General features: G+C 58.7%; 14 protein-coding genes and 1 tRNA gene. 4 read left to right on the forward strand and 11 right to left on the reverse strand.

What is annotated here, in order from left to right:
* Positions 1–16: 16 nt before the first annotated feature.
* On the reverse strand, positions 17–2,890 hold the full coding sequence (gene uvrA / locus I6E56_RS01485; RefSeq protein WP_197135555.1) for an excinuclease ABC subunit UvrA: 2,874 nt from the start codon (positions 2,888–2,890) through the stop codon (positions 17–19).
* Positions 2,891–2,970: 80 nt separating this feature from the next.
* On the opposite strand from uvrA, the gene I6E56_RS01490 reads away from it, so the two are divergent.
* Positions 2,971–4,116 carry a glycosyltransferase gene (locus I6E56_RS01490; RefSeq protein WP_197135556.1) on the forward strand — a complete coding sequence of 382 codons (1,146 nt, stop codon included), beginning with the start codon at positions 2,971–2,973 and terminating at the stop codon, positions 4,114–4,116.
* Here I6E56_RS01490 and uvrB read toward each other — a convergent pair.
* Entirely contained in the window at positions 4,070–6,142 is a 2,073-nt protein-coding gene (uvrB, locus tag I6E56_RS01495) for an excinuclease ABC subunit UvrB (protein WP_197135557.1), read from the reverse strand. The two genes, I6E56_RS01490 and uvrB, sit on opposite strands and share 47 nt — an antisense overlap.
* Before the next feature lie 60 nt (positions 6,143–6,202).
* Positions 6,203–6,820: a dephospho-CoA kinase gene (coaE, locus tag I6E56_RS01500; RefSeq protein WP_197135558.1), complete on the reverse strand. Its 618-nt coding sequence runs from the start codon at positions 6,818–6,820 to the stop codon at positions 6,203–6,205.
* A 39-nt stretch (positions 6,821–6,859) separates the two neighbouring features.
* On the opposite strand from coaE, the gene I6E56_RS01505 reads away from it, so the two are divergent.
* Positions 6,860–7,450 carry a DUF4126 domain-containing protein gene (locus I6E56_RS01505; protein WP_197135559.1) on the forward strand — a complete coding sequence of 197 codons (591 nt, stop codon included), beginning with the start codon at positions 6,860–6,862 and terminating at the stop codon, positions 7,448–7,450.
* A gap of 168 nt (positions 7,451–7,618) precedes the next feature.
* Here I6E56_RS01505 and rpsA read toward each other — a convergent pair whose 3' ends face one another.
* From rpsA to polA, 4 genes are all read right to left on the reverse strand, one after another.
* The gene (gene rpsA / locus I6E56_RS01510) at positions 7,619–9,085 is read right to left on the reverse strand and encodes a 30S ribosomal protein S1 (RefSeq protein WP_197135560.1); all 1,467 of its coding nucleotides are present in this window, start codon (positions 9,083–9,085) and stop codon (positions 7,619–7,621) included.
* 224 nt (positions 9,086–9,309) lie between these two features.
* Positions 9,310–11,022, reverse strand: coding sequence for a DUF885 domain-containing protein (locus I6E56_RS01515; RefSeq protein WP_197135561.1), 1,713 nt, complete (start codon positions 11,020–11,022; stop codon positions 9,310–9,312).
* Between the two features lie 68 nt (positions 11,023–11,090).
* Positions 11,091–11,360, reverse strand: a complete 270-nt coding sequence (locus I6E56_RS01520) for an HPr family phosphocarrier protein (RefSeq protein ID WP_197135562.1) — start codon at positions 11,358–11,360, stop codon at positions 11,091–11,093.
* 50 nt (positions 11,361–11,410) lie between these two features.
* Positions 11,411–14,083 (reverse strand): DNA polymerase I, encoded by a 2,673-nt coding sequence (gene polA / locus I6E56_RS01525; RefSeq protein WP_307842717.1) that lies wholly within the window; start codon positions 14,081–14,083, stop codon positions 11,411–11,413.
* A gap of 60 nt (positions 14,084–14,143) precedes the next feature.
* On the opposite strand from polA, the gene I6E56_RS01530 reads away from it, so the two are divergent.
* The gene (locus I6E56_RS01530) at positions 14,144–14,575 is read left to right on the forward strand and encodes a PaaI family thioesterase (protein ID WP_197124660.1); all 432 of its coding nucleotides are present in this window, start codon (positions 14,144–14,146) and stop codon (positions 14,573–14,575) included.
* A gap of 87 nt (positions 14,576–14,662) precedes the next feature.
* On the opposite strand, the gene I6E56_RS01535 is transcribed toward I6E56_RS01530, so the two are convergent.
* On the reverse strand, positions 14,663–15,268 hold the full coding sequence (locus I6E56_RS01535; RefSeq protein ID WP_197105666.1) for an ANTAR domain-containing response regulator: 606 nt from the start codon (positions 15,266–15,268) through the stop codon (positions 14,663–14,665).
* 39 nt (positions 15,269–15,307) lie between these two features.
* Between I6E56_RS01535 and I6E56_RS01540 the strand changes: the two genes are divergently transcribed.
* Positions 15,308–15,390 (forward strand) — tRNA-Leu (locus I6E56_RS01540).
* 174 nt (positions 15,391–15,564) lie between these two features.
* Here the strand turns inward: I6E56_RS01540 and pyk are convergent.
* The 3 genes from pyk to gltB are packed head-to-tail and all read right to left on the reverse strand — an operon-like array spanning position 15,565 to position 23,081.
* Entirely contained in the window at positions 15,565–17,010 is a 1,446-nt protein-coding gene (gene pyk, locus I6E56_RS01545) for a pyruvate kinase (protein WP_197135563.1), read from the reverse strand.
* Positions 17,011–17,056: 46 nt separating this feature from the next.
* Positions 17,057–18,514 carry a glutamate synthase subunit beta gene (locus I6E56_RS01550; protein WP_197135564.1) on the reverse strand — a complete coding sequence of 486 codons (1,458 nt, stop codon included), beginning with the start codon at positions 18,512–18,514 and terminating at the stop codon, positions 17,057–17,059.
* Entirely contained in the window at positions 18,507–23,081 is a 4,575-nt protein-coding gene (gene gltB, locus I6E56_RS01555; protein WP_197135565.1) for a glutamate synthase large subunit, read from the reverse strand. The genes I6E56_RS01550 and gltB overlap by 8 nt, the downstream gene beginning before the upstream one ends.
* Between the last annotated feature and the right edge of the window lie 56 nt (positions 23,082–23,137).

Below are 23,137 nucleotides of genomic sequence, written 5' to 3' on the forward strand. Positions count from 1 at the left end.
AGTAGCTCCTCGCAGCCTAGACACGATTGCCACTCAGCACTTCAGCCAAGAATTGACCAGTGTGGCTTCCCGCGACCTTGGCGACCTTTTCCGGAGTTCCGACAGACAGCAACTCGCCGCCTCCAGAACCACCCTCGGGGCCCAAGTCGATGAGCCAATCGGCGGACTTGATGACGTCGAGGTTGTGCTCGATGACGATGACCGTGTTGCCCTTATCAACAAGACCGTTGAGCACGAGCAGAAGCTTGCGAACATCTTCGAAGTGCAAGCCTGTAGTCGGCTCGTCGAGCACATACACGCTTCGCCCCATCGAGCGACGCTGAAGCTCGGTAGCAAGCTTCACTCTCTGAGCCTCGCCGCCCGAGAGCGTGGTTGCGCTCTGGCCGAGACGAACATAGCCAAGGCCAACTTCTTCAAGCGTCTTCAAATACCGGTGAATGCTTGTGATGGCCTCGAAGAAGTCAGCGGCTTCGCTGATCGGCATGTCGAGCACTTCTGCGATGTTCTTCGCTTTGTATTTCACCGCGAGAGTGTCGCGGTTGTAGCGCGCTCCCCCACACACCTCGCACGCGACATAGACGTCGGGCAAGAAGTTCATTTCAATCTTGATCGTGCCATCACCGGAACAGTTCTCGCAGCGGCCGCCCTTCACATTGAAACTGAACCGACCGGGAAGGTACCCTCGCGCCTTAGCATCAGCGGTCTCAGAAAACAGCGTGCGAATTTTGTCGAAGACGCCCGTGTACGTGGCAGGGTTCGAGCGTGGAGTGCGCCCGATCGGGTTTTGATCGACGTGCACCACCTTGTCAAGGTTCTCAAGACCGGTGACTCGCGTGTGCTTTCCGGGAATCTGGCGAGCACCGTTCAGTTCGTTGGCGAGAACCTTGTAGAGAATGTCATTGACGAGGCTCGACTTTCCGGAGCCACTGACGCCGGTGACGGCCGTAAACGTTCCCAACGGGAACTTGACGGTGAGGTTCTTGAGGTTGTTCGCCTTCGCGCCCTCAACTACGATCTGGCGCGCTTTGTCGATCGGACGGCGCTTCTTCGGCGTTTCGATGGCTTTGCGACCCGACAAGTAATCAGCGGTAATCGACTTTGTGTTGGTGAGAAGGTCTTCATACGAACCAGAGTGAACAACCTCACCACCGTGCTCGCCGGCGCCCGGCCCGATGTCGACTACCCAGTCGGCCGTGCGAATCGTGTCTTCGTCGTGTTCAACGACGATAAGTGTGTTGCCGAGGTTCTTGAGTTTGACGAGCGTCTCAATCAATCGTCGGTTGTCACGCTGGTGCAGCCCGATGCTGGGCTCATCGAGCACATAGAGCACTCCGGTGAGACCGGAGCCAATCTGGGTTGCCAAACGGATGCGCTGCGCCTCGCCACCGCTCAAGGTCGCGGCAGCGCGGGCCAGGTTGAGATAGCTCAAGCCGACCTCAACCAGAAATTCGAGTCGCAAACGGATCTCACGAAGCACCTGAGCAGCAATCCGGGCATCCCGCTCGGAGAGAACCAACTCGTTCATAAAGCCGTAAGCATCAATGAGACTGAGCTCGCAGATGTCAGAAATGCTGTTGTCAGCAACGGTTACCGCCAAAACCTCCGGCTTCAACCGCTTTCCATCACACACGGGGCAAGGAATCTCGCGAAGATACGCAGCGTAACGCTGACGTTGAACATCCGTCTCAGCTTCGAGGTACTTGCGCTCGATGTAGGGAATCACTCCCTCGAACCCTGTGGAGTACTTCATCTCGCGCCCGTAGCGGTTCTTCCACTTGACCGACACCTTGAAGTCATTGCCGCGCAGCACAGCTTCCCGAACGTCTTCGGGCAGATCGCCCCACGGAGTGTCGAGTGAGAAATCGAGGTCAAGTGCGAGCCCGCCGAGCAACTTCTCGAAATAGTTGTAGAGCCCCTTGCCTGAGTTTGTCCACGGCAAGATGGCGCCTTCGGAGAGGCTTACCGAGTCGTCGGCGATGAGGAGTTCTGCGTCGATCGACATGCGGGTACCGAGACCAGAACATTCCGGACACGCACCGAAGGGTGCGTTGAACGAGAACGTGCGCGGCTCAATTTCAGTGAGCTGGATGGGGTGATTATTGGGGCAGGACAGCTTCTCGGAGAAAGAACGCCACGCGGCATCCCCCTCTTCATCAACGAAGTTAATCGCGACGGTGCCGTCAGTGAGCCGCAAGGCCGTTTCGAGTGAGTCAGTGAGGCGAGTGAGGATGTCATCGCTCGCCACCAAACGGTCGACGACGACTGAGATGTCGTGTTTGTACTGCTTCTTCAGCTTGGGAGGGTCACTGAGCTGAATGACGTCGCCATCCACGATGGCACGGGAGTATCCGCTTGAGGCGAGCTCCGCAAAGAGATCAACGAACTCGCCCTTTTTCTGCGAAACCACCGGACTAACGATCTGATAGCGGGTGCCGCTATCGAGTTTCATCAGCTGGTCGGCGATTTGTTGCACCGATTGGCGTTCGATTTTCTCGCCACAGACAGCGCAGTGCGGGACGCCGATTCGCGCCCACAGCAATCGCATGTAGTCGTAGATCTCAGTGATCGTGCCGACCGTCGACCGCGGGTTCCGGTTGGTGGACTTTTGGTCGATCGAGACTGCGGGACTGAGGCCCTCAATGAAGTCGACGTCTGGCCGATCGACCTGACCCAGGAATTGACGAGCGTAGGCCGACAGCGATTCGACATAGCGTCGCTGGCCTTCTGCGAAAATAGTGTCGAACGCGAGGCTCGATTTGCCTGACCCGGATAGACCAGTGAAGACGACGAGAGAGTCGCGCGGAATCTCTAGGTCAACGTTCTTGAGATTGTGAACCCGAGCGCCACGGACGCTGAGGTGAGAATTAGGGATCGACTGTGCTGTAGTCACTCTTCCTATTCTACGGAGACCACTGACATTGTCTGAACGTACGCCCAGCGCAGAGTGCTCGTCACCCGAGATAATGGCGTATGCACATTGCGCACGTCACCAGCTTCTACTCGGCACCAGCGTTACTGCCCTCCAGCGTCGTGCGTTCTCGAGGCTTGGCCTATCAGGCTGCGGGCCATGAGTTCTCGATCATCATTCCCGGAGCCGAATCGTCAGTAACGTGGACCGAGTACGGAACCGTGGTCACCGTACCGGCGCGCGGACGAGCACTTTCCCGCGGATTCGTTCCGATCGCGAAAGCTGTGCGCCGAGCTTTGGATAACCTCGTTCCTGATCAGATCGAGGTCGCGGACCGTCTCAGTGCTCGCGAACTGGGATCCTGGGCTCACCACAATCGTGTGCCCGCCGTGCTCCTTATAGAAGATGGTGCTGCGGAGTGGGCCACCGGGCGTACACCCCTAGGTTTCGACGAGATAGTTCATACCGGTGTGGCGAACTTAGAGCGCCACGGTTCGTCGGGGGCCGAAGAAGCACGCTCTCCCACGATTGCCTCCGACAGTCTCGGCACTGACGATCGCGTGCTGAGCCTGCCGTCCGGAGTGAACCTCGAAGTCTTTTCTCCTTTGCGGCATAACAGCACGCTCCGTGACTCAAGCGGAGCCGATCTGATTGTCGTGTGCGCGGCACCACTCACCGCCTCCGGCTCGGTCTCCTTAGCGATCGAGGTCGTACGTGAGCGGGTTTCTCAGGGCGAGGACCTTCACTTGGTGGTGTTGGGAGACGGACCGCTGCGTGCGCGGCTCGAACGAAGCGCACTCGGGATGCCGGTGCAGTTTCTCAGCGCCCACGATCTCACCTTGGTCGAGCGAGCAGAAGTCTTTGCAACGGCGGACGTGGCCATTGTGACGACGAGCGGATCGTGGGGACACGCCATCGCATTGGAATCGCTCGCGGCTGGTACTCCCACAATTCTCACTACCGCGTGCAACGAACGCCTGGCGTTTGCGGACGGAGGTGGGCTTACGGTAGCTCCGGATCTCACTCATATCGCTCACGCTCTGCGGGTTCTCACCGACATCCCGGTAGAAGAGCGCAGAAGTGCCGCGAGAAAAACCGCACTCCCCCACGATTCCTTCGCTCAGGAGCGTCGCATGATTTCGCTGCACGAAACCTTGGCGGTTACTTCAAATGGCCAGCCTGCTCCATCTGACGCAGTTCCTTCTTGAGCTCCTGAACTTCGTCCCGTAATCGAGCGGCAAGCTCAAATTTCAACTCGGATGCCGCTTGAAGCATCTGTTCGTTGAGGTCGCCAATGATATTTTCAAGATCATTTCCGCCGGCGGCAGCGATTCCTTCACGCGCGAGTTTGGGCGTCGGAGTGCGTTTTTTGCCATCACGGTTGCGAGTCGCGAGCAACTCAGCAGTATCGGCGCCCTCCCGGAGAAGCGCGTCAGTGATGTCTGCGATCTTCTTACGCAGCGGCTGCGGGTCAATACCGTGCTCGGTGTTGTAAGCGACCTGCTTCTCCCGGCGGCGATCAGTCTCCTCAATGGCGAACGCCATCGATCTGGTGACGACGTCGGCGTACATATGCACCTCGCCTGAGACGTTTCGAGCGGCACGACCGATGGTTTGGATGAGCGATGTCGACGACCGCAAGAAGCCTTCTTTGTCGGCATCCAGAATCGCCACAAGGGATACCTCGGGAAGGTCAAGGCCCTCGCGAAGAAGGTTGATGCCAACTAGCACGTCGTAGACACCCTGGCGAAGTTCCGTAAGCAGCTCGACTCGACGCAGCGTATCGACGTCGGAGTGCAAGTAGCGCACCCGAACGCCATTCTCCGAAAGGAATTCGGTGAGTTCTTCGGCCATCTTCTTCGTGAGCGTAGTGACGAGAACTCGCTCGTTCTTCTCGACGCGAAGCCTGATCTGTTCGAGAAGGTCATCAATCTGACCCTGAGATGGCTTGACGACGATCTGCGGATCGATGAGTCCTGTCGGGCGAATAACCTGCTCAACAACAGAGTCAGTAATACCCATCTCATATTTGCCCGGAGTCGCAGAAAGGTAGACCTTCTGGCCCGCACGCTCAAGAAACTCCTCCCATTTCAATGGGCGATTGTCGAGCGCGCTAGGGAGGCGGAAACCGTGTTCCACGAGAGTGCGCTTTCGTGAGGCGTCACCCTCGTACATTGCGCCGATCTGAGGCACCGTGACGTGCGACTCATCGAGCACCACGAGAAAATCATCCGGAAAATAGTCAAGCAAACAGCTTGGTGGTTCGCCCGGTTGGCGCCCATCCATGTGGAGAGAATAGTTCTCAATGCCGTTGCAAAACCCGATCTGCTCCATCATTTCGATGTCGAAGGTTGTGCGCATGCGCAAGCGTTGAGCTTCGAGAAGCTTTCCTTGACGCTCCAGCACGGCAAGCCGGTCGGCGAGCTCCTCCTGAATGGACACGATTGCGGTTTTGATCGTTTCGGGGCTTGCCGAATAGTGGGTGCCCGGGAATACCGACACCGAATCCATCTTTTTGACGATGTCACCGGTCAACGGATGCAGCGAGTAGAGAGCCTCAATTTCGTCTCCGAACATCTCGATTCGGATCGCCAGTTCTTCATACACCGGAATGATCTCAATGGTGTCGCCACGAACACGGAAATTTCCCCGCGAGAAGTCGTAATCGTTGCGCTGATACTGCATTCCCACAAACTTGCGGATGAGGGTCTCGCGATCGATGCGCATTCCCACCTGCAGAGCGATCATCGCTTCGAGATAGGACTCAGCAGCGCCGAGCCCGTAAATGCTTGAGACTGTGGACACCACCACGGTGTCGCGGCGGCTGAGCAAAGAGTTGGTAGTGGAGTGTCGCAGTCGCTCGACTTCAGCGTTGACCGACGAGTCCTTCTCAATGAAGGTATCTGTCTGAGGGATGTAGGCCTCGGGCTGGTAGTAGTCGTAGTACGAAACGAAATACTCCACCGCGTTGTTGGGCATGAGGTCTCGGAACTCGTTGGCCAGTTGAGCGGCAAGAGTCTTGTTATGGGACATGATCAGCGTTGGACGCTGCACCTGCTCGATAAGCCACGCCGTTGTTGCCGACTTTCCCGTGCCCGTGGCACCGAGCAGTACAACATCTGTTTCGCCGGCATTGATTCGCTGAGCTAGTTCGCGAATAGCCTGAGGCTGATCGCCGGAGGGTGAGTACTCGCTAATTACCTCAAAAGGACGTACTGAGCGAGTTGGTTCCATACCTCAAGTGTAGGCACCGGCACTGACAACGAACCGAAAACGGAGTCGCTAGGCGAACGCTTAGCGCGAACTCACTAACTGGTCGCGAAGCAACTGCCACACGTTGTCAGCGTGACGTTCTGTATCCGCCAACTCAGCTCCAGAATCCACGACAAAATCGGCCACAGCTCGGCGATCGGCGCTCGACGCTTGAGAGGCGACGCGCCCTTCTGCCTCGCCACGCGGCATGTTGCGGTGCTCGATCAAACGCTGAATGCGAGTTTCTGGATCAGCCTCAACCGTCACTACTGCCGAGAACTTATCGACGGGTTGACCCGACTCCACCAGTAAGGGGATGTCGTACACAATCAGCGCCTCAGGGTCACGATCGAAGGCGGCCGCGAAACGTTGCTTGGCAAGCCGACTGATCGCCGGATGGGTGATGCTGTTAAGAGCCTGACGGGCATCCGAGTCGCCGAAAACGATGCTACCGAGGGCCTGACGGTTGAGAGATCCATCATCGTGGAGAACGTCTGCGCCAAAACGATCGACGATCGCGGCAAGCGCCGGAGAGTCTGGCTCCACCACTTCGCGGGCAAGAGCATCCGCGTCGACGACGACAGCCCCGTGTTCGGCCCACCGCTTAGCTACAGTCGACTTTCCCGAAGCAATCCCACCGGTGAGCGCTATCAAGTGCATTCCTCAATGCTAACCTCAGCGTGTCGAAAGGGAGAGCGGATGTTCGAAGTACTCACCGGCAGCGGCCTCGCCGTCGCGGCTGGCCTCAACGCTTATATTCCGCTTCTCATACTGGGCCTTGCCGGTCGCGTTTTCGACTTTGTAGAACTGCCCGCCGTATGGGCGTGGCTCGAAAACCCGTGGGTGATCGCTGTTCTCGGTGTGCTGCTCGTGCTTGAAGTCATCGCCGACAAAGTGCCCGTCGTGGATTCCGTCAACGATTGGATTCAGACCATCGTGCGTCCCGCAGCAGGCGGCATTGCCTTCGGCACGGGCTCCGCTTCTGAGACAGCAGTGGTCACTGATCCCGCATCATTCTTTACGTCAGATGCGTGGGTGCCCGTCGTCATCGGAATCATTCTCGCGTTCGGAACCCACGCCACCAAAATGGCTGCACGCCCTGTGCTGAACGCCGCCACCGCCGGCGCGGCTGCCCCGGTTGTGAGCGCCGCAGAAGACATCAGTAGTGTTCTGCTCAGTCTGATGGCGCTTATTGTTCCTGTCATCGGAGCGCTTGCCCTCATCGGGCTCATCGTGTGGCTCGTCGTGCGAGTTCGACGAGCGCGACGCACCACAAAACGCCCAGCCTAGGCGCCCCCAGCTCCGGCGCCGGCTCGTCAGCTGAGCAGGGATCTGCCCCATCCGCTTGCGGTGCGATGATTCATCCGACGATCGTGGCTTGTTAGACGATCATGGCTTGTTAACTGAGTGTGGCCAGTCTCCCGAAGGAGACTGGCCACACTGTTCAGCTAAGTGTTGCTAGTTGTTGCTCGAGAGCTTCTCACGCAGAGCGGCGAGAGTCTCGTCGTCTGCGAGCGTTCCCGCGCCTGCACTAGCGGCAGCGTCATCGTTGGAGAACGACGATGCTCCGGCGGGTGCACTGCTGATCGACTCTTCCTGAATCGCGGCAGCAGCAACCTGCTTCTTGTGCTGTTCCCAACGCGCCTGGGCTGCAGCGTAGTCCTGCTCCCACTTCTCGCGCTGTGACTCGAAGCCGTCTTTCCACTCGTTGGTCTCGGGGTCGAAACCATCGGGGTACTTGTAGTTGCCCTGGTCGTCGTACTCGGTGAGCATTCCGTAGAGTGCCGGGTCGAACTCGGTACCCTCGGGGTCAACGCCCTCGTTAGCCTGCTTGAGGCTAAGCGAGATGCGACGACGCTCGAGGTCGATGTCGATGACCTTGACGAATACTTCGTCGCCAACCGAAACAACCTGCTCGGCGAGTTCAACGTGCTTACCCGAAAGCTCGGAGATGTGCACGAGACCCTCGATGCCGTCTGCGACGCGAACGAACGCACCGAACGGAACGAGCTTGGTGACCTTACCGGGAGCAACCTGACCGATTGCGTGGGTGCGGGCGAATACCTGCCACGGGTCTTCCTGCGTTGCCTTGAGCGACAGCGACACGCGCTCGCGCTCGAGGTCAACCTCAAGGATCTCAACCGTAACTTCCTGGCCAACTTCAACAACTTCTGAAGCGTGCTCGATGTGCTTCCACGAGAGCTCAGAAACGTGGACGAGGCCGTCTACGCCACCAAGGTCAACGAATGCACCGAAGTTGACGATCGACGACACGACACCCTTGCGAACCTGGCCCTTGGCGAGGTTGTTGAGGAACGAAGTGCGGCTAGCCGACTGCGTCTCTTCAAGGAGTGCGCGGCGCGACAGAACAACGTTGTTGCGGTTCTTGTCGAGCTCGAGGATCTTGGCTTCGATCTCCTGGCCGAGGTACGGCGTGAGGTCACGAACACGGCGAAGCTCGATGAGCGATGCCGGGAGGAATCCACGAAGTCCGATGTCGACGATGAGTCCACCCTTGACAACCTCGATGACCGAACCGGTGACAACGCCATCCGATTCCTTGATCTTCTCGACGTCGCCCCAAGCACGCTCGTACTGTGCGCGCTTCTTGGACAGGATGAGGCGGCCTTCTTTGTCTTCCTTCTGGAGAACGAGAGCCTCAACGGTGTCACCAACGTTGACAACCTCAGTGGGGTCAACGTCGTGCTTGATGGAAAGTTCACGAGAGGGGATAACACCCTCAGTCTTGTAACCGACGTCGAGGAGAACCTCGTCACGGTCGATCTTGACGACGGTACCTTCGATGAGGTCACCATCGTTGAAGAACTTCAGCGTCTTTTCGACTGCGGCGAGGAAATCTTCAGCAGATCCGATGTCATTGATGGCGACCTGCTTGGGTGCCTTGTCAGTCGTTGCGTTTGTCATGTAGTAGTTGCTCCGGTATGGGTCACGCTTCGAAAAGCGCATAATTGGGCCGACGGCGAAATGAATCTGTGTGCTCGCCGCTGGCAGGCGAATAAGAAGTCACAAATGCGACACTCCAGCCTAGCGCTTTGACGCCACTAAAACCAACCACTTATCCGCCGTGTTTCGCGGTATTTCGGCGGGTTGAGGTCTCTCGCCCTCATGAGCGAGAGACCTGTCGAACGTTAGCTCGCGGCGTAGGGAGCCAGGAGAGCCGAGCGCAAGGTATCTAGCCCCACGCCACCCACGTTCAGCGCACGGCGGTGGAATTCGCGAAGCGAGAAGTCAGCGCCCTCGATAGCCTGGCATTCATCACGTAACTGCTCCCAAATGCGCTGTCCCACCTTGTACGACGGTGCCTGTCCTGGCCAACCGAAATAGCGATTCACTTCGAAGCGAACATTGGCGGGATCCAGCGTGACGTTGTTAGTCATGAAGTCGAGAGCGTAGTCCCAATCCCAGACTCCTGAACCAGTGAGTTTCGGCTTGCCCAGATGAACGCCGATGTCGAGAACGACGCGGGCGGCACGCATCCGCTGACCATCGAGCATGCCGAGTCGATTGGCAGGGTCATCAAGGAACCCGAGGTCCGCCATCAGCCGCTCGGCATACAGCGCCCAGCCCTCGGCATGGCCAGACGTACCCGACATTTGCCGACGGTAGGTATTCAACTGATCGCGGTTATAGACAGCTTGGGCGATTTGAAGGTGATGCCCGGGGACGCCCTCGTGGTAAACAGTCGTTGCCTCGCGCCACGTCGTGAACTCCGTGACCGACTCGGGCACAGACCACCACATGCGCCCCGGCCTCGAGAAGTCATCACTCGGGCCCGTGTAGTAGATGATGCCGTCGTGGGTCGGAGCGATCATGCACTCCAGCGCGCGCATGGGTTCCGCAATGTCAAAGTGTGTGCCGGCCAACGCTTCGATGGCTTCATCGCTGAGCTTCTGCATCCACTTCTGCAGCGCATCGGTGCCGTGCAGCGTTCGTGAAGGGTCAGAGTCGAGAAGTTCAATTGCTTCGGCGAGAGATGCTCCCGGCTTGATCTCGTGCGCGATCTCTTTCTGCTCGGCAGTCATGCGCGCCAGTTCTTCAATCCCCCACTCATAGGTTTCATCGAGGTCGATCGTGGCCCCGAGGAAGCGTTGGGACTGCAACGCGTAGAGCTCGCGTCCGAAAGCATCGTGCGGCGTTGCCCGCGGAGCAAGCTCTTCACTCAGAAAACGCTCAAGTTGCTGATAGCTGGATGCCGCAACGGCAGCTCCGTCAGCCAGCGCTGCCTGAAGCGCGCTGTCGCCGCCCACAGCCTCAGCTTGCGCAATGAACGACTCGAAAAAACCTCCGGGTGCCGAGATCTGACGAGCTTGCGCAACGACCTCTGCAACTTGACGCTGCGCGGGAACCACTGCACCATCGATGCCGTGACGGAGCGTCGCTATGTAGCCGTTGATTGCATCAGGAATGTTGTGCAGCCGCTCCGCGATGACCGACCAGTCTTCGCTGGAGGCGGTCGGCATCAGATCAAGAACGCCACGGATCTCTTGTGCAGGACTCGCTAGATTGTTCAGGTCGCGCTTCCACAATTGCGCTGCGTCGGATTCAAGGTCGAGCTTCAGCGTGGAGACCAGATCAGACTTAGTGACGAGATCAACATCGTCCACTACCGGTGCGGCTTCAAGCCGAGCCAGAACGTCGCGCGTCGCCGCGACAACCCGAGCATGACCCTCCGGAGAATAATCGGCAAAGCCTGAATGCCGCCCCGGGGAGCCGATGTAGGTGCCGATTGTCGGGTCGAGCTCAACGAGCGTGGTTACCCACTCCTCAGCTATCGCATCAACCGGAGTGGTTTGCCGACCGGAGGTCGAACCTTCAGCGGCGGGGGGCGTCAAATGGGACATCGTTGTCTGGCTCCTTGATTTACTGTCGGGGATTCGTCGTTGGGGTCGAGTCTGAGACTTGAGGGCGGCTAAGCACTGTCGAGTTCGCGAGCGAGCAACTCTGCGAGGGGCGCCAGCACGGACTCGGCTCCCTCATCGTCCGAGCTGAGCGTGATGACATCCTGATAGCCGATGCCCATCGCGAGCACGCTAAGGATGCTGCCGGCATTGATCGTCGTGCCCGAGGCATCCGTCAGCATCACGCTGATTCCGCACTGAGCGACAGCATGGGCGAACACCGAAGCAGGACGCGCGTGCAGCCCAACCCGTGAACCGATCACTACCGTTGTGCTACTCACCGCTGCTCCTTTGTGGGGTGCTCTGAGATTGGATGCCGAACGGCGCGAGCCTAATGTGCCGCGGAATCCCAGTTGTGGCCGGTACCGATCTGCACATCAAGCGGAACCGACAGGGTTGCAGCCCCTGACATTCGCTCATGAACAATAGTAGTCATTTGCTCGAGCTCGCCTCCAGCGATCTCGAAGACCAATTCGTCGTGAACCTGAAGCAGCATGCGTGACTTCAAACCCTCATCGCGAATGTCGCCATCGATCTGCAGCATCGCCAGCTTAAGAATGTCGGCTGCGGAGCCTTGAATTGGTGAGTTGAGTGCCTGCCGTTCCGCGTTATCCCGCAAAACCCGGTTCTTCGAGGTGAGATCTCCGAATGGCCGCCGACGGCCGAAAATCGTCGTGGTGTACCCATCTACCCGCGCCTGTTCAACAACGTTGCGCAGGTAGTCGCGAACGGCACCGAAACGGGCAAAGTAGTCCGTCATGAGTGCTTTTGCCTCGCTCGTCTCAATGCGAAGTTGCTTGCTGAGGCCGAAAGCACTCAGACCATAGGCCAAGCCATAGGACATCGCCTTGACCTTGGTGCGCATCTCGGGAGTGACATCGGCTGGCTCGACGCCGAAAATGCGCGAACCGACGAACCGGTGAAGGTCCTCCCCCTCCTTGAAGGCTTGGATGAGCCCTTCATCGCCCGAGAGGTGCGCCATGATGCGCATTTCGATCTGCGAATAATCTGCGGTGAGGAGAGTGTCGTACCCTTCTCCGGCCTCGAAAGCCGCCCGAATCTGGCGCCCTGTCGCGGTCTTGACCGGGACGTTTTGCAGGTTGGGATCGTTTGAGGCGATGCGCCCGGTGCTTGAACCCGCCTGCTCATAGGTGGTGTGTACTCGGCCGGAGTCGTCGATCGCTTTCTCGATACCGGTGATGATCTGCACCAGCTTGGTGGCATCGCGGTGCTGCAAGAGCAGGTCGAGGAAGGGATGGGGTGCTTGTTCTTGGAGGTCGGCCAGGCTCGCGGCATCAGTGGAAAAGCCGGTCTTGTTCGCGCGAGTCTTGGGCATCTCAAGCTGCGTGAAGAGCACCTCTTGCAATTGCTTCGGGCTGCCAAGATTGATTTCGCGACCGATAACCTCAAACGCGTTGCGGGCGACCTCTGCTGCGGTTGTACTGAGCGAACTGCTGAGATCGGCCAACAGCTGGCGATTGACCGCAATGCCCGTGCGCTCCATCTGAGCAAACACCGGCACAAGAGGCATTTCAATATCGGTGAGCACTCCTAGCGAGCCCTCATCGAGACGGCCGGCAAGATATGCAGCAAGACGAACGACGTACCACGACTTGGTTGCAGGACTGAGTTCTTCTGTCTCAGGAACAAGCTGATTGGGATCGCCCTGCTCAATCGTTTCGCCCAGGTAGTTGTAGACCTGAGCCTCGAGCTCTTCAGGCTTGCCACCCGGCTTCAGGAGCCACGCTGCGAGCGTGGTATCGAACGCAACGCCCGCAACAGTCAGGCCACTATTGGCAGCAATCTTGAGTTGGACCTTAGCGGAATGCATGTACTTAGGGGCGTCGCTCGCGAGCCACTGCGTGAGCGCGTCGTAATCGGGGCGATCGGCCGCCCACGGCACGAACGCCGTCTCAGTGAGTGTCGCAAGGCCTAGCCCAGTGACAACCCCATCGACGCTGGCGATCGTGAGCCCCAACGGTGTCGTGTTGCCGTTGCTGTTAGTGGAGATCCACTTAGCTAGCTCTTCGTCGACCATCGTGCGCACCGCGGGAATGGCAGCGGCATCGTCAACAACCGCAGCGGTCGTCGACGACGCATCGCTGCTCGCTTCGGCCCCAGAAATCTTCATCACGCGCTGCAAGAGCGTCTTGAACTGAAGGCGATCGAACACCTCACGCACAGCAGCCTCGTCAATTGCACGGCGATCGAGATCGCCGACATTGACTGGAAGCTCCACGTCGGTCAGCAAATGATTGAGTTTGCGGTTGCGAACGGGACGATCGATCTGATCACGAAGGTTCTGGCCTACAACGCCCTTGATCTCCTCGGCGTGAGCCAACACCTCGTCGAGAGAGCCGTAGAGGTTGATCCACTTGACTGCAGTCTTCTCCCCCACCTTGTCGACGCCAATGAGGTTGTCGCTGGTTTCCCCGACAAGAGCGGCGACATCCGGATACTGGTGAGGCTCAATGCCATACCGCTCGAAAACGGCGTCACGGTCATAGCGCTTGAGTTCGGAGACGCCCCGAGCATTCGGATACAGCAGGGTGACGTTGTCGTTGACCATCTGAATGGCATCGCGGTCACCGGAGACCACGAGAACGCGGAAGCCGTTCTCTGAGCCTTCGTGCGCCAGCGTGGCGAGGATGTCGTCAGCCTCGTAGTCCTCTTTGCTCAGAGTTTGGATTCCCATGGCTTTGAGCGCTTCTTCAAGCAGCGGGATCTGCCCCACGAATTCCACAGGAGTCTCGCCGCGGGTTCCCTTGTACTCGGGATACTCCCGGGTGCGGAATGAATACCGCGAAATATCGAAGGCAACGGCCAGATGCGTAGGTTTCTCGTTCTGCAACAGAGAAATCAGCATCGACAAGAAACCGTGGATGGCATTGGTGTGCTGCCCATCGCGGTTCTGAAAACTGTCGACAGGGAGCGCATAAAAGGCTCGGAAGGCCAACGAGTGGCCGTCAATGATCATAAGAGTAGGCTTTTGGGAATCCGACACGCAGCCAGCCTAGCCGGGGCTGCCGACAGCGGAAACGGCCTAACGCGAAGGACACTCTCTGTGAAGTACCCCGACGACCTCGATCCCGAACTATTTGCACGACTTGTCGAGTCGGGAGGCGGTTCGCTCACACGCAAAATGGGTATTGAGTTTCTCGAACTTGGCGCTGAGCGATCCGTGGCAACGATGCCCGTTGAAGGCAATACGCAAGTAATCGGCATCCTGCACGGAGGTGCACACGTTGTGCTCGGGGAATCCCTCGGATCAATCTCGTCGGCCATTCATGCCGGCCCTGGCCGAGTAGCCATGGGGATCGAAATCAACGCGACTCACAGCCGCTCGGTACGCTCCGGCATCGTGACGGCAACCTGCACGGCGATTGCTCTAGGGCGCACGCTGGCCACCCACGAAATCGTGATCCGCGACGAACAAGAGCGTCGGCTCTCCACAATCCGGATTACGAACATCCTGAAAGATCGCCCGGCCACGTAGCCGCGGGCGTGTCGCGGTGCTGTCTAGGCAGCATCGCGACGCGCAGAGCCCGCAATCGAGTCCATGCGGAGTCGACGCTGGCGAGTGCTATTTTTTGGCGCTGAGCTGATCGATGATGGCCTGCGACACATCGTGCATCGTCAAGCGGCGGTCCATGGATGCCTTCTGAATCCAACGGAAAGCGTCAGGCTCGCTGAGCCCCATTTTCTCGTTCAGGAGTCCCTTAGCGCGGTCGACGAGCTTGCGGGTCTCAAAACGCTCAACCAGGTCGCTCACTTCGGCCTCGAGGGTGAGGATCTGCGTGTACCGGCTGAGCGCGATCTCGATGGCGGGCAGAAGGTCGTTCGGAGTGAAGGGCTTGACCACGTAGGCCAGCGCTCCGGCCTCAGAAGCCCGCTCTACGAGCTCTTTCTGGCTAAAGGCAGTCAGCAGTACGACAGGAGCAATGTGGTTGGCGCTGAGGCGCTCCGCAGCAGAGATTCCGTCGAGCTGAGGCATCTTGACATCCATGATGACCAGATCGGGGCGAAGCTCGGTAGCGAGCGCAACAGCAGTTTCGCCGTCACCCGCTTCTCCGACAACCTCGTAGCCGGCATCCCGCAGGATCTCGACAATGTCCATGCGGATGAGCGACTCATCTTCGGCAACGACAACGCGGCGGGGAGCAGTTTGATTGGTGTTTTGGTCAGTCACAAGTGCAAGCCTACGGTATTCTATTCAGCGTTGTAGTCAGCCGAATTGGCGGAATGGTAGACGCGGAGCACTCAAAATGCTTTGTTCGAAAGGACGTGTGGGTTCGAGTCCCACATTCGGCACAACAAATTGCTAGAAAAACCGGGCGCAACTCAGTTGCTCCCGGTTTTTTTAGTTAAGCACCCAAGGCCGCCACTGAGCATGACGCGGGACTTGAAACTTCTGAGCGTTAACGACAACACCGGTGACGCCCGCAAAGGTCCGTCACCGGTGTTGTCGTTCGAGCGTGTTGAAAGCTACTTAGCTGCCCATACAGGAGCCTTAGCGTTGATCGCATCACCAAGGATGTGCACGCGCAAATCATTGGTCGATCCCGAGATTCCGGGAGGGGATCCTGAAATCACTACGACCTTGTCGCCGACCTCTGCCAGTTCTTGGCCCAGCAGAATCTCGTCAACCTGGCGGTACATCTCATCGGTGTGAGTAACCCGGTCAACGATGAAGGACTCGATGCCCCAAATCAGCGACATACGACGCTGAATCTCTGGACTCGGGGTAAACGCCTTCATCGGTATGCGGAAGCGCAAACGCGACATACGACGCGCAGAGTCTCCAGACTCTGTGAATACGCAGACGAACTTCGCTTCAACGAATGTCGCAACCTCTGCTGCGGCAAGCGTGATCGCCCCACCCTGTGTCTTCGGCTTCGTGCCGAGTTCAGGGATGCGGTCGAGACCGTGCTCTTCTGTTGAAGCGACAATCTTTGCCATGGTCTGAACGGTGATGACGGGATACTCTCCCACGCTGGTCTCACCGCTCAACATGACGGCGTCAGCACCATCGAGGATCGCGTTCGCGACATCCGAGGTCTCAGCGCGAGTAGGCACAGGGCTCGAAATCATGGACTCAAGCATCTGAGTAGCAACGATGACGGGCTTCGCCATACGACGAGCAAGTTCGACAGTGCGCTTCTGAACGATCGGAACAGCCTCAAGAGGAAGTTCTACGCCCAGGTCACCACGGGCGACCATGATGGCGTCAAACGCATCGATGATGGCTTCGAGGTGGTCGACAGCCTGCGGCTTCTCGATCTTCGCAATGACGGGAACCCGACGGCCCTCTTCATCCATGATCTCGTGGACGCGCACGATGTCTTCAGCGTTACGCACGAACGAGAGTGCAATGAGGTCTGCACCAAGCTTGAGACCCCAACGCAGGTCATCTTCATCCTTCTCTGAGAGAGCAGGAACATTGACCGCAACTCCGGGAAGGTTGATGCCCTTGTTGTTGGACACTGCACCGGCAACGACAACCTCAGTCGTGACGACGGTATCCGTAGCGCTAACGACCTTGACCTTGACCTTGCCATCATCGATCAGCAGGAAATCGCCCGGGGCGACGTCCTGAGGAAGACCCTTGAACGTCGTGCCGCAGATCTCGCGGTTACCCACGATGTCGTCGATCGTGATCTTGAAAATATCGCCGACCGCGAGGTCATAAGGGCCGTCCTCGAACTTGCCGAGACGGATCTTGGGACCCTGAAGGTCAACCATCACCGCTACCGGCTTGCCGGCATCCTCAGCGGCGCGACGAACGTTCGCATACACCTCTTCGTGGACGGCATAGCTTCCATGGCTGAGGTTCATCCGGGCAACATCGACACCTGCATCGATGATTGCCCTGATGTTCTCGTAGCTCGACGTAGCCGGGCCGAGTGTCGCGACGATTTTTGCGCGTCTCATAACTTCCTTTGACGGGTTAGTGGTGGTGGTAGTGGTGGTGAAACTTCTAGAGGGTCATACCGCGATCATCCGGACGGACGGGGAACGGCAATAGCGTCTCCCCTTCAAGGTAGCGATCCACGGCGGATGCCGCAGCCCTGCCTTCAGCGATCGCCCAGACGATGAGCGACTGGCCGCGGCCAGCATCTCCGACAACGTACACGCCGGGGGTTGCAGTCTCGTAGCTTTCGTCGCGAGTCAAGTTGCCCCGAGCATCCGCCTCTAGAGGGAGCTGCTGAGAAAGTGTGTCTGTTTCCGGACCGGTGAAACCCAGTGCAAGAAGAACCAAGTCGGCAGGAATTTCCCGCTCGGTGCCAGCCTTGGGAACACGACGACCGTCGAGGAACTCGGTCTCAGCGACACGAATCGCGCGGACTTCGCCGACCGAGTTCGTCAAGAACTCCACCGTCGAGGCAAGGTATTCGCGCTCGCCGCCCTCTTCGTGGGCACTCGACACCTCGAACAAGGTCGGAGTCAACGGCCACGGCTGGTGCTCAGGACGCTCAGCCGGAGGCTGAACGCCGATGGCGAGGTTGGTCACAGACAGCGCGCCCTGACGGTGTGCGGTGCCGATGCAGTCAGCACCGGTGTCTCCGCCGCCGAGTACGACGACGTGCTTGCCTTCTGCAGTGACCTGTTCACTCACAGTGTCTCCGGCAACGGCACGGTTCGACTGAACGAGGTATTCCATGGCGAAATGAACGCCAAGCGCATCACGGCCAGGAATGGGAAGGTCGCGCGGAACGGTGGAGCCAGTAGCGACGACGACAGCGTCGTAGCGCCTACGAAGATCACTCCACGAAATATCGACGCCGATGTTGACGCCGGCACGGAAACGAGTACCCTCTGCCTGCATCTGACCCAACCGCAACTCAATGTGGCGCTTTTCCATCTTGAAGTCGGGGATGCCATAGCGCAGCAATCCACCGATGCGGTCTTCACGTTCGAAGACAGCGACGGTGTGACCGGCGCGGGTCAGCTGCTGAGCAGCGGCAAGACCAGCAGGGCCTGAACCAACAACGGCAACCGTCTTACCTGTCAAGCGTCCAGGAGGGTGCGGCGTTACATTGCCATCAGCAAACGCCTGATCGATGATCGAGACCTCGATCTGCTTGATCGTGACAGCAGGCTGGTTGATTCCCAGCACACACGAGCTCTCACACGGTGCTGGACACAAACGGCCCGTGAACTCCGGGAAGTTGTTCGTCGCGTGAAGACGCTCGATTGCTTCAGCGCTCTCACCACGACGCATCAGGTCGTTCCACTCAGGAATCAAGTTGCCGAGCGGGCAACCCTGATGACAGAACGGCACACCACAGTCCATACAACGACCGGCCTGACGAGCCAATTGGCCCGACTCTTGCTGCTCGTAGACCTCTTTGTAATCCATCAGCCGCAAGCTGACGGGGCGCCGCTTCGGCAATTCACGCTCTTGAACCTTGAGGAATCCCTTGGGATCAGCCACCGGTTACCTCCCTAATTCGCGCCCAGGTAACGTCCCCATCGGGGTCGAGTCCCTCGGCTAATGCAGTTTCTCGAGTTTGGATGACGGCGGCGTAGTCACGAGGGGTGACCTTCGTGAACTGGGCTGCCGTGGCATCCATATCGGCCAGCATGCCTTCGGCAACAACTGACCCCGTCTCTTCGAGATGACGCTCGAGGAGATCCTTCACGATCTCAACGTCGGCGCCACCCAATCCGCTCAGCAGCAGTTCACCCGAGCTCAAGGAATCACTGTTGACGCGCTCCTCGCGCAGCTGGTGGATGTAGGCGGTGCCGCCCGACATTCCAGCGCCGAGGTTGCGACCTGTGGCGCCCAAAATGAGCACGAGGCCACCGGTCATGTACTCCAGAGCATGGTCGCCAACGCCCTCCGCTACCGCGGTAGCTCCCGAGTTGCGCACCATGAATCGTTCGCCGACCTTGCCGCGAATGAAGATACTGCCGCTCGTGGCGCCATAGCCAATAACATTTCCGGCGATCACGTTGGTTTCAGCAGCAAACGTGCTCGTCAGGTCGGGGCGTACGACGACAGAACCGCCAGACAGCCCCTTTCCGACGTAGTCGTTGCTGTCGCCGTAAAGCTTGATCGAAATACCGGCAGGGACAAAAGCGGCCAAAGACTGACCGGCGGAACCGTGCAGAGTGATCGAAATCGTGTCGGCAGGCAAACCGTGCTCGCCATGGCGCAGAGTTACGCTGTGGCCGAGCATCGTGCCGACCGCGCGGTCCGTATTGCGCACGGGCAGATCAATCGAGACGGGCTCTTTGCGTTCAAGAGCTGCCTCGCTGAGGGCGATCAGCTGCTGGTCAAAGTGCTCCGCAAGCTCGTGATCCTGTTCGACACCGTGGGTTCGAGGCTCTGAAGCACTGAACTCCGGGCCGTCGAACACAGGCGATAGGTCAAGACCATCCGTCTTCCAGTGCGAGATTGCACGGTTAACATCGAGAAGTTCGCTGTGCCCAATGGCTTCTTCGAGGCTGCGGAAACCGAGCTCAGCGAGGTATTCCCGAACTTCTTGAGCCAAAAACTCGAAGAAGTTGACGACGAACTCAGGCTTGCCAGTGAAACGCTCCCGAAGCTCCGGGTTCTGCGTAGCGACACCGACAGGGCATGTATCGAGGTGACACACGCGCATCAGGATGCAGCCAGAAACGACGAGAGGCGCGGTTGCGAAACCATATTCCTCGGCGCCAAGAAGCGCACCAATGATGACATCGCGACCAGTCTTCATCTGACCGTCTACCTGCACGACAACGCGGTCGCGCATGCCATTGAGCATGAGCGTCTGCTGCGTCTCAGCGAGACCGATTTCCCACGGGGTGCCGGCATGCTTGAGCGAGTTGAGCGGGCTAGCGCCCGTGCCACCATCATGGCCAGACACCAGCACGACATCCGCCTTTGCCTTGGTGACACCGGCAGCAACCGCGCCAATGCCCTTCTGGCTTACGAGCTTCACGTGAACACGCGCCGAGGGGTTGGAGCGCTTCAAATCGAAGATCAATTGCTTGAGGTCTTCGATCGAATAGATGTCGTGGTGCGGGGGCGGCGAAATGAGACCAACGCCGGGAGTGCCGTATCGAGTGCGGGCGATCCAGGGGTAAACCTTGCCCGCAGGAAGTTGACCACCCTCACCGGGCTTTGCTCCCTGAGCCATCTTGATCTGAATATCGTCAGCGTGCGTCAGGTACATGCTCGTGACGCCAAAGCGACCGGATGCCACCTGCTTGATCGCGCTGCGGCGAGTGGGGTCGAGAAGTCGATCGACATCCTCGCCACCCTCACCAGTGTTCGAGCGCGCGCCGAGCTGGTTCATCGCAATAGCAAGCGTTTCGTGCGCTTCCTTGCTAATCGATCCGTAGCTCATCGCACCGGTGCTGAACCGCTTGACAATGCTCGAGATAGGTTCAACCTCATCAATCGGAACCGGCGTGCGATCCGTCATATTGAACTTGAAGAGCCCGCGCAGCGTCATCAGTGCTTCGGCCTGTTCATCCACTTTCGAGGTGTACTCGCGGAAGATGTCGTAGCGGCGCGTGCGAGTAGAGTGCTGCAGTTTGAAAACAGTCTCCGGGTTGAAAAGATGCGGCGGACCTTCACGGCGCCACTGGTACTCACCACCCGTGTTGAGTCGCTCGTGAACAGTGGGAGCGCGGTCTTCCGGGTACGCCGCGACGTGGCGGGCTGCGTTCTCGCGCGCGATCGCGTCGAGACCGACTCCACCCAAAATGCTCGTGGTGCCAGTGAAGTACTGGTCTACGAACGCCTGCGACAAGCCAACGGCTTCGAAAGCCTGAGCGCCTGCGTAAGAACTAACAACCGAGATGCCCATCTTGGACATGATCTTGAGAACACCCTTGCCCAGAGCAGTGATCAGGTTGCGCACTGCCTTTTCAGGGGTGACGTCGGTGATTGTGCCGTTACGAACGAGTTCTTCGGCCGTCTCCATGGCGAGATAGGGGTTGATCGCTGACGCGCCGTAGCCCACGAGCAGGGCGACATGGTGAACCTCACGCACGTCACCAGCTTCGACGATCATGCCGACCTTCATGCGCTCTTCTTGGCGGATGAGGTGGTGATGAACCGTGGCAAGCATCAGCAGCGATGGAATCGGAGCCAAATCCTTGTTGGAGTCACGGTCTGAGAGCACGATGAACTCTGCTCCATCGGCAATTGCCGCATCAGCTTCGGCGCACATCTCATCAAGACGCTTTTGCATCGCGGACGGACCAGCATCCACGCGATAGAGACCCTTAATCGTGGTCGCCAGGCGGCTTCCTGGGTGAGGCTCGATGTGCTGGATCTTCGCGAGCTCATCGTTATCAATTACGGGGAAAGCTAGCGCTACTTGTCTGGCATGGTCCTGAGTTGCGCTGAGCAAGTTACGCTGCGGGCCAACCCCGAGGGCCATCGACGTGACGACGGCCTCACGGATCGAGTCGAGAGGCGGATTCGTGACCTGAGCGAACTGCTGAGTGAAGTAGTCAAACAACAAGCGTGGTCGCTGAGACAGCACGGCAATAGGGGTGTCTGAACCCATCGCACCCAGGGGCTCTGCACCGAGGCGCGACATCGGCTCGATGAGGATGCGGACTTCCTCTTCTGTGTAGCCGAAGGTGCGCTGACGGCGGGTAACCGAGGCCGGAGTGTGAACGATATGTTCGCGCTCCGGAAGTTCTTCTAGCGCAATGCGGCCACTTTCGAGCCATTCGGCCCACGGCTGAGATGCAGCAAGTTCAGCCTTGATCTCGTCATCTTCAATGAGACGGCCAGCAGCGGTGTCAACGAGGAACATTTTGCCCGGGCGTAGACGGCCCTTGCGAACCACCTTCGTCGGTTCAACATCGAACACGCCGATCTCACTCGCCAAAACGACGAGACCGTCGTCGGTCACCAAGTAACGACCGGGACGAAGGCCGTTGCGGTCGAGAGTTGCACCCACAAGTGAACCGTCAGTGAAGACGAGGGCGGCCGGGCCGTCCCACGGTTCCATGAGCATCGAGTGGTACTCGTAGAAAGCGCGGCGACGAGGATCAGTGTCGGTCTGGTTCTCATACGCTTCCGGGACCATCATCATCATGGCGTGCGGCAGCGGACGGCCAGCAAGGTTGAGAAGTTCGACAACCTCATCGAACGACGCAGAGTCACTAGCGCCGGGAGTGTTAACCGGAAGGATGTCCTTGATATCTCCGAAGACGGCGGACTCGAGCTGAGACTGCCGGGCGCGCATCCAGTTGCGGTTTCCCTGAACAGTATTGATCTCACCGTTGTGAGCCACCATGCGGAACGGCTGTGCGAGCGGCCAAGACGGGAATGTGTTGGTGGAGTACCGCGAGTGCACCAGAGCGAGCTTCGAAGCGAAGCGCTCGTCTGAGAGGTCAGGGTAGAACGGCTCAAGCTGCAGAGTCGTGACCATTCCCTTGTAGGTAATGGTTCGGCACGACAGCGACGGGAAATAGACATGCAGATCGCGCTCGGCGCGCTTGCGCAAACGATAAGTCTGGCGATCGAGGTGGATGCCCCGAAGCGTGCCCTTGAGGTCGACGCGCTTCGACTGCAGGAACAGCTGCTCGAATGCCGGCATAGCACCACGCGCGAGAGAACCGAGCTCCCCCGGCTGGGTCGGCACAGTGCGCCATCCCAGAACGGTGAGGTCTTCTTCTTCAGCCAGCTTCTCGATACCGCGCTTGACGTCATCACGGGCGACGCTGTCGAGCGGCAAGAATGCAATACCTACGGCGTAGCGGCCAACAGAGGGCAACTCAAAATCAACAACGTCGCGGAAGAAAGCATCCGGGATCTGCGTCATGATGCCAGCACCGTCACCGGTGCCCGCGTCGGACCCTACGGCCCCGCGGTGCTCAAGGTTGCGCAACGCTTCGAGAGCGGTCGCAATAATGTCATGGCCAGGCGTGCCGCGAAGCGTCGCCACCATGGCAAGGCCACAGGCATCTTTCTCATTGGACGGGTCATACATTCCCTGTGCTGCAGGAATGGAGCCGAAGCGTTCAAAGGGTGGGGTAACAGCCATGCCGTACCGTCCTCACGTATTACTGGTGCGGAGAGGGACTTCTATGGCCCAAAGAA

Source organism: Salinibacterium sp. NK8237, assembly GCF_015864955.1.
GTDB lineage: Bacteria > Actinomycetota > Actinomycetes > Actinomycetales > Microbacteriaceae > Rhodoglobus.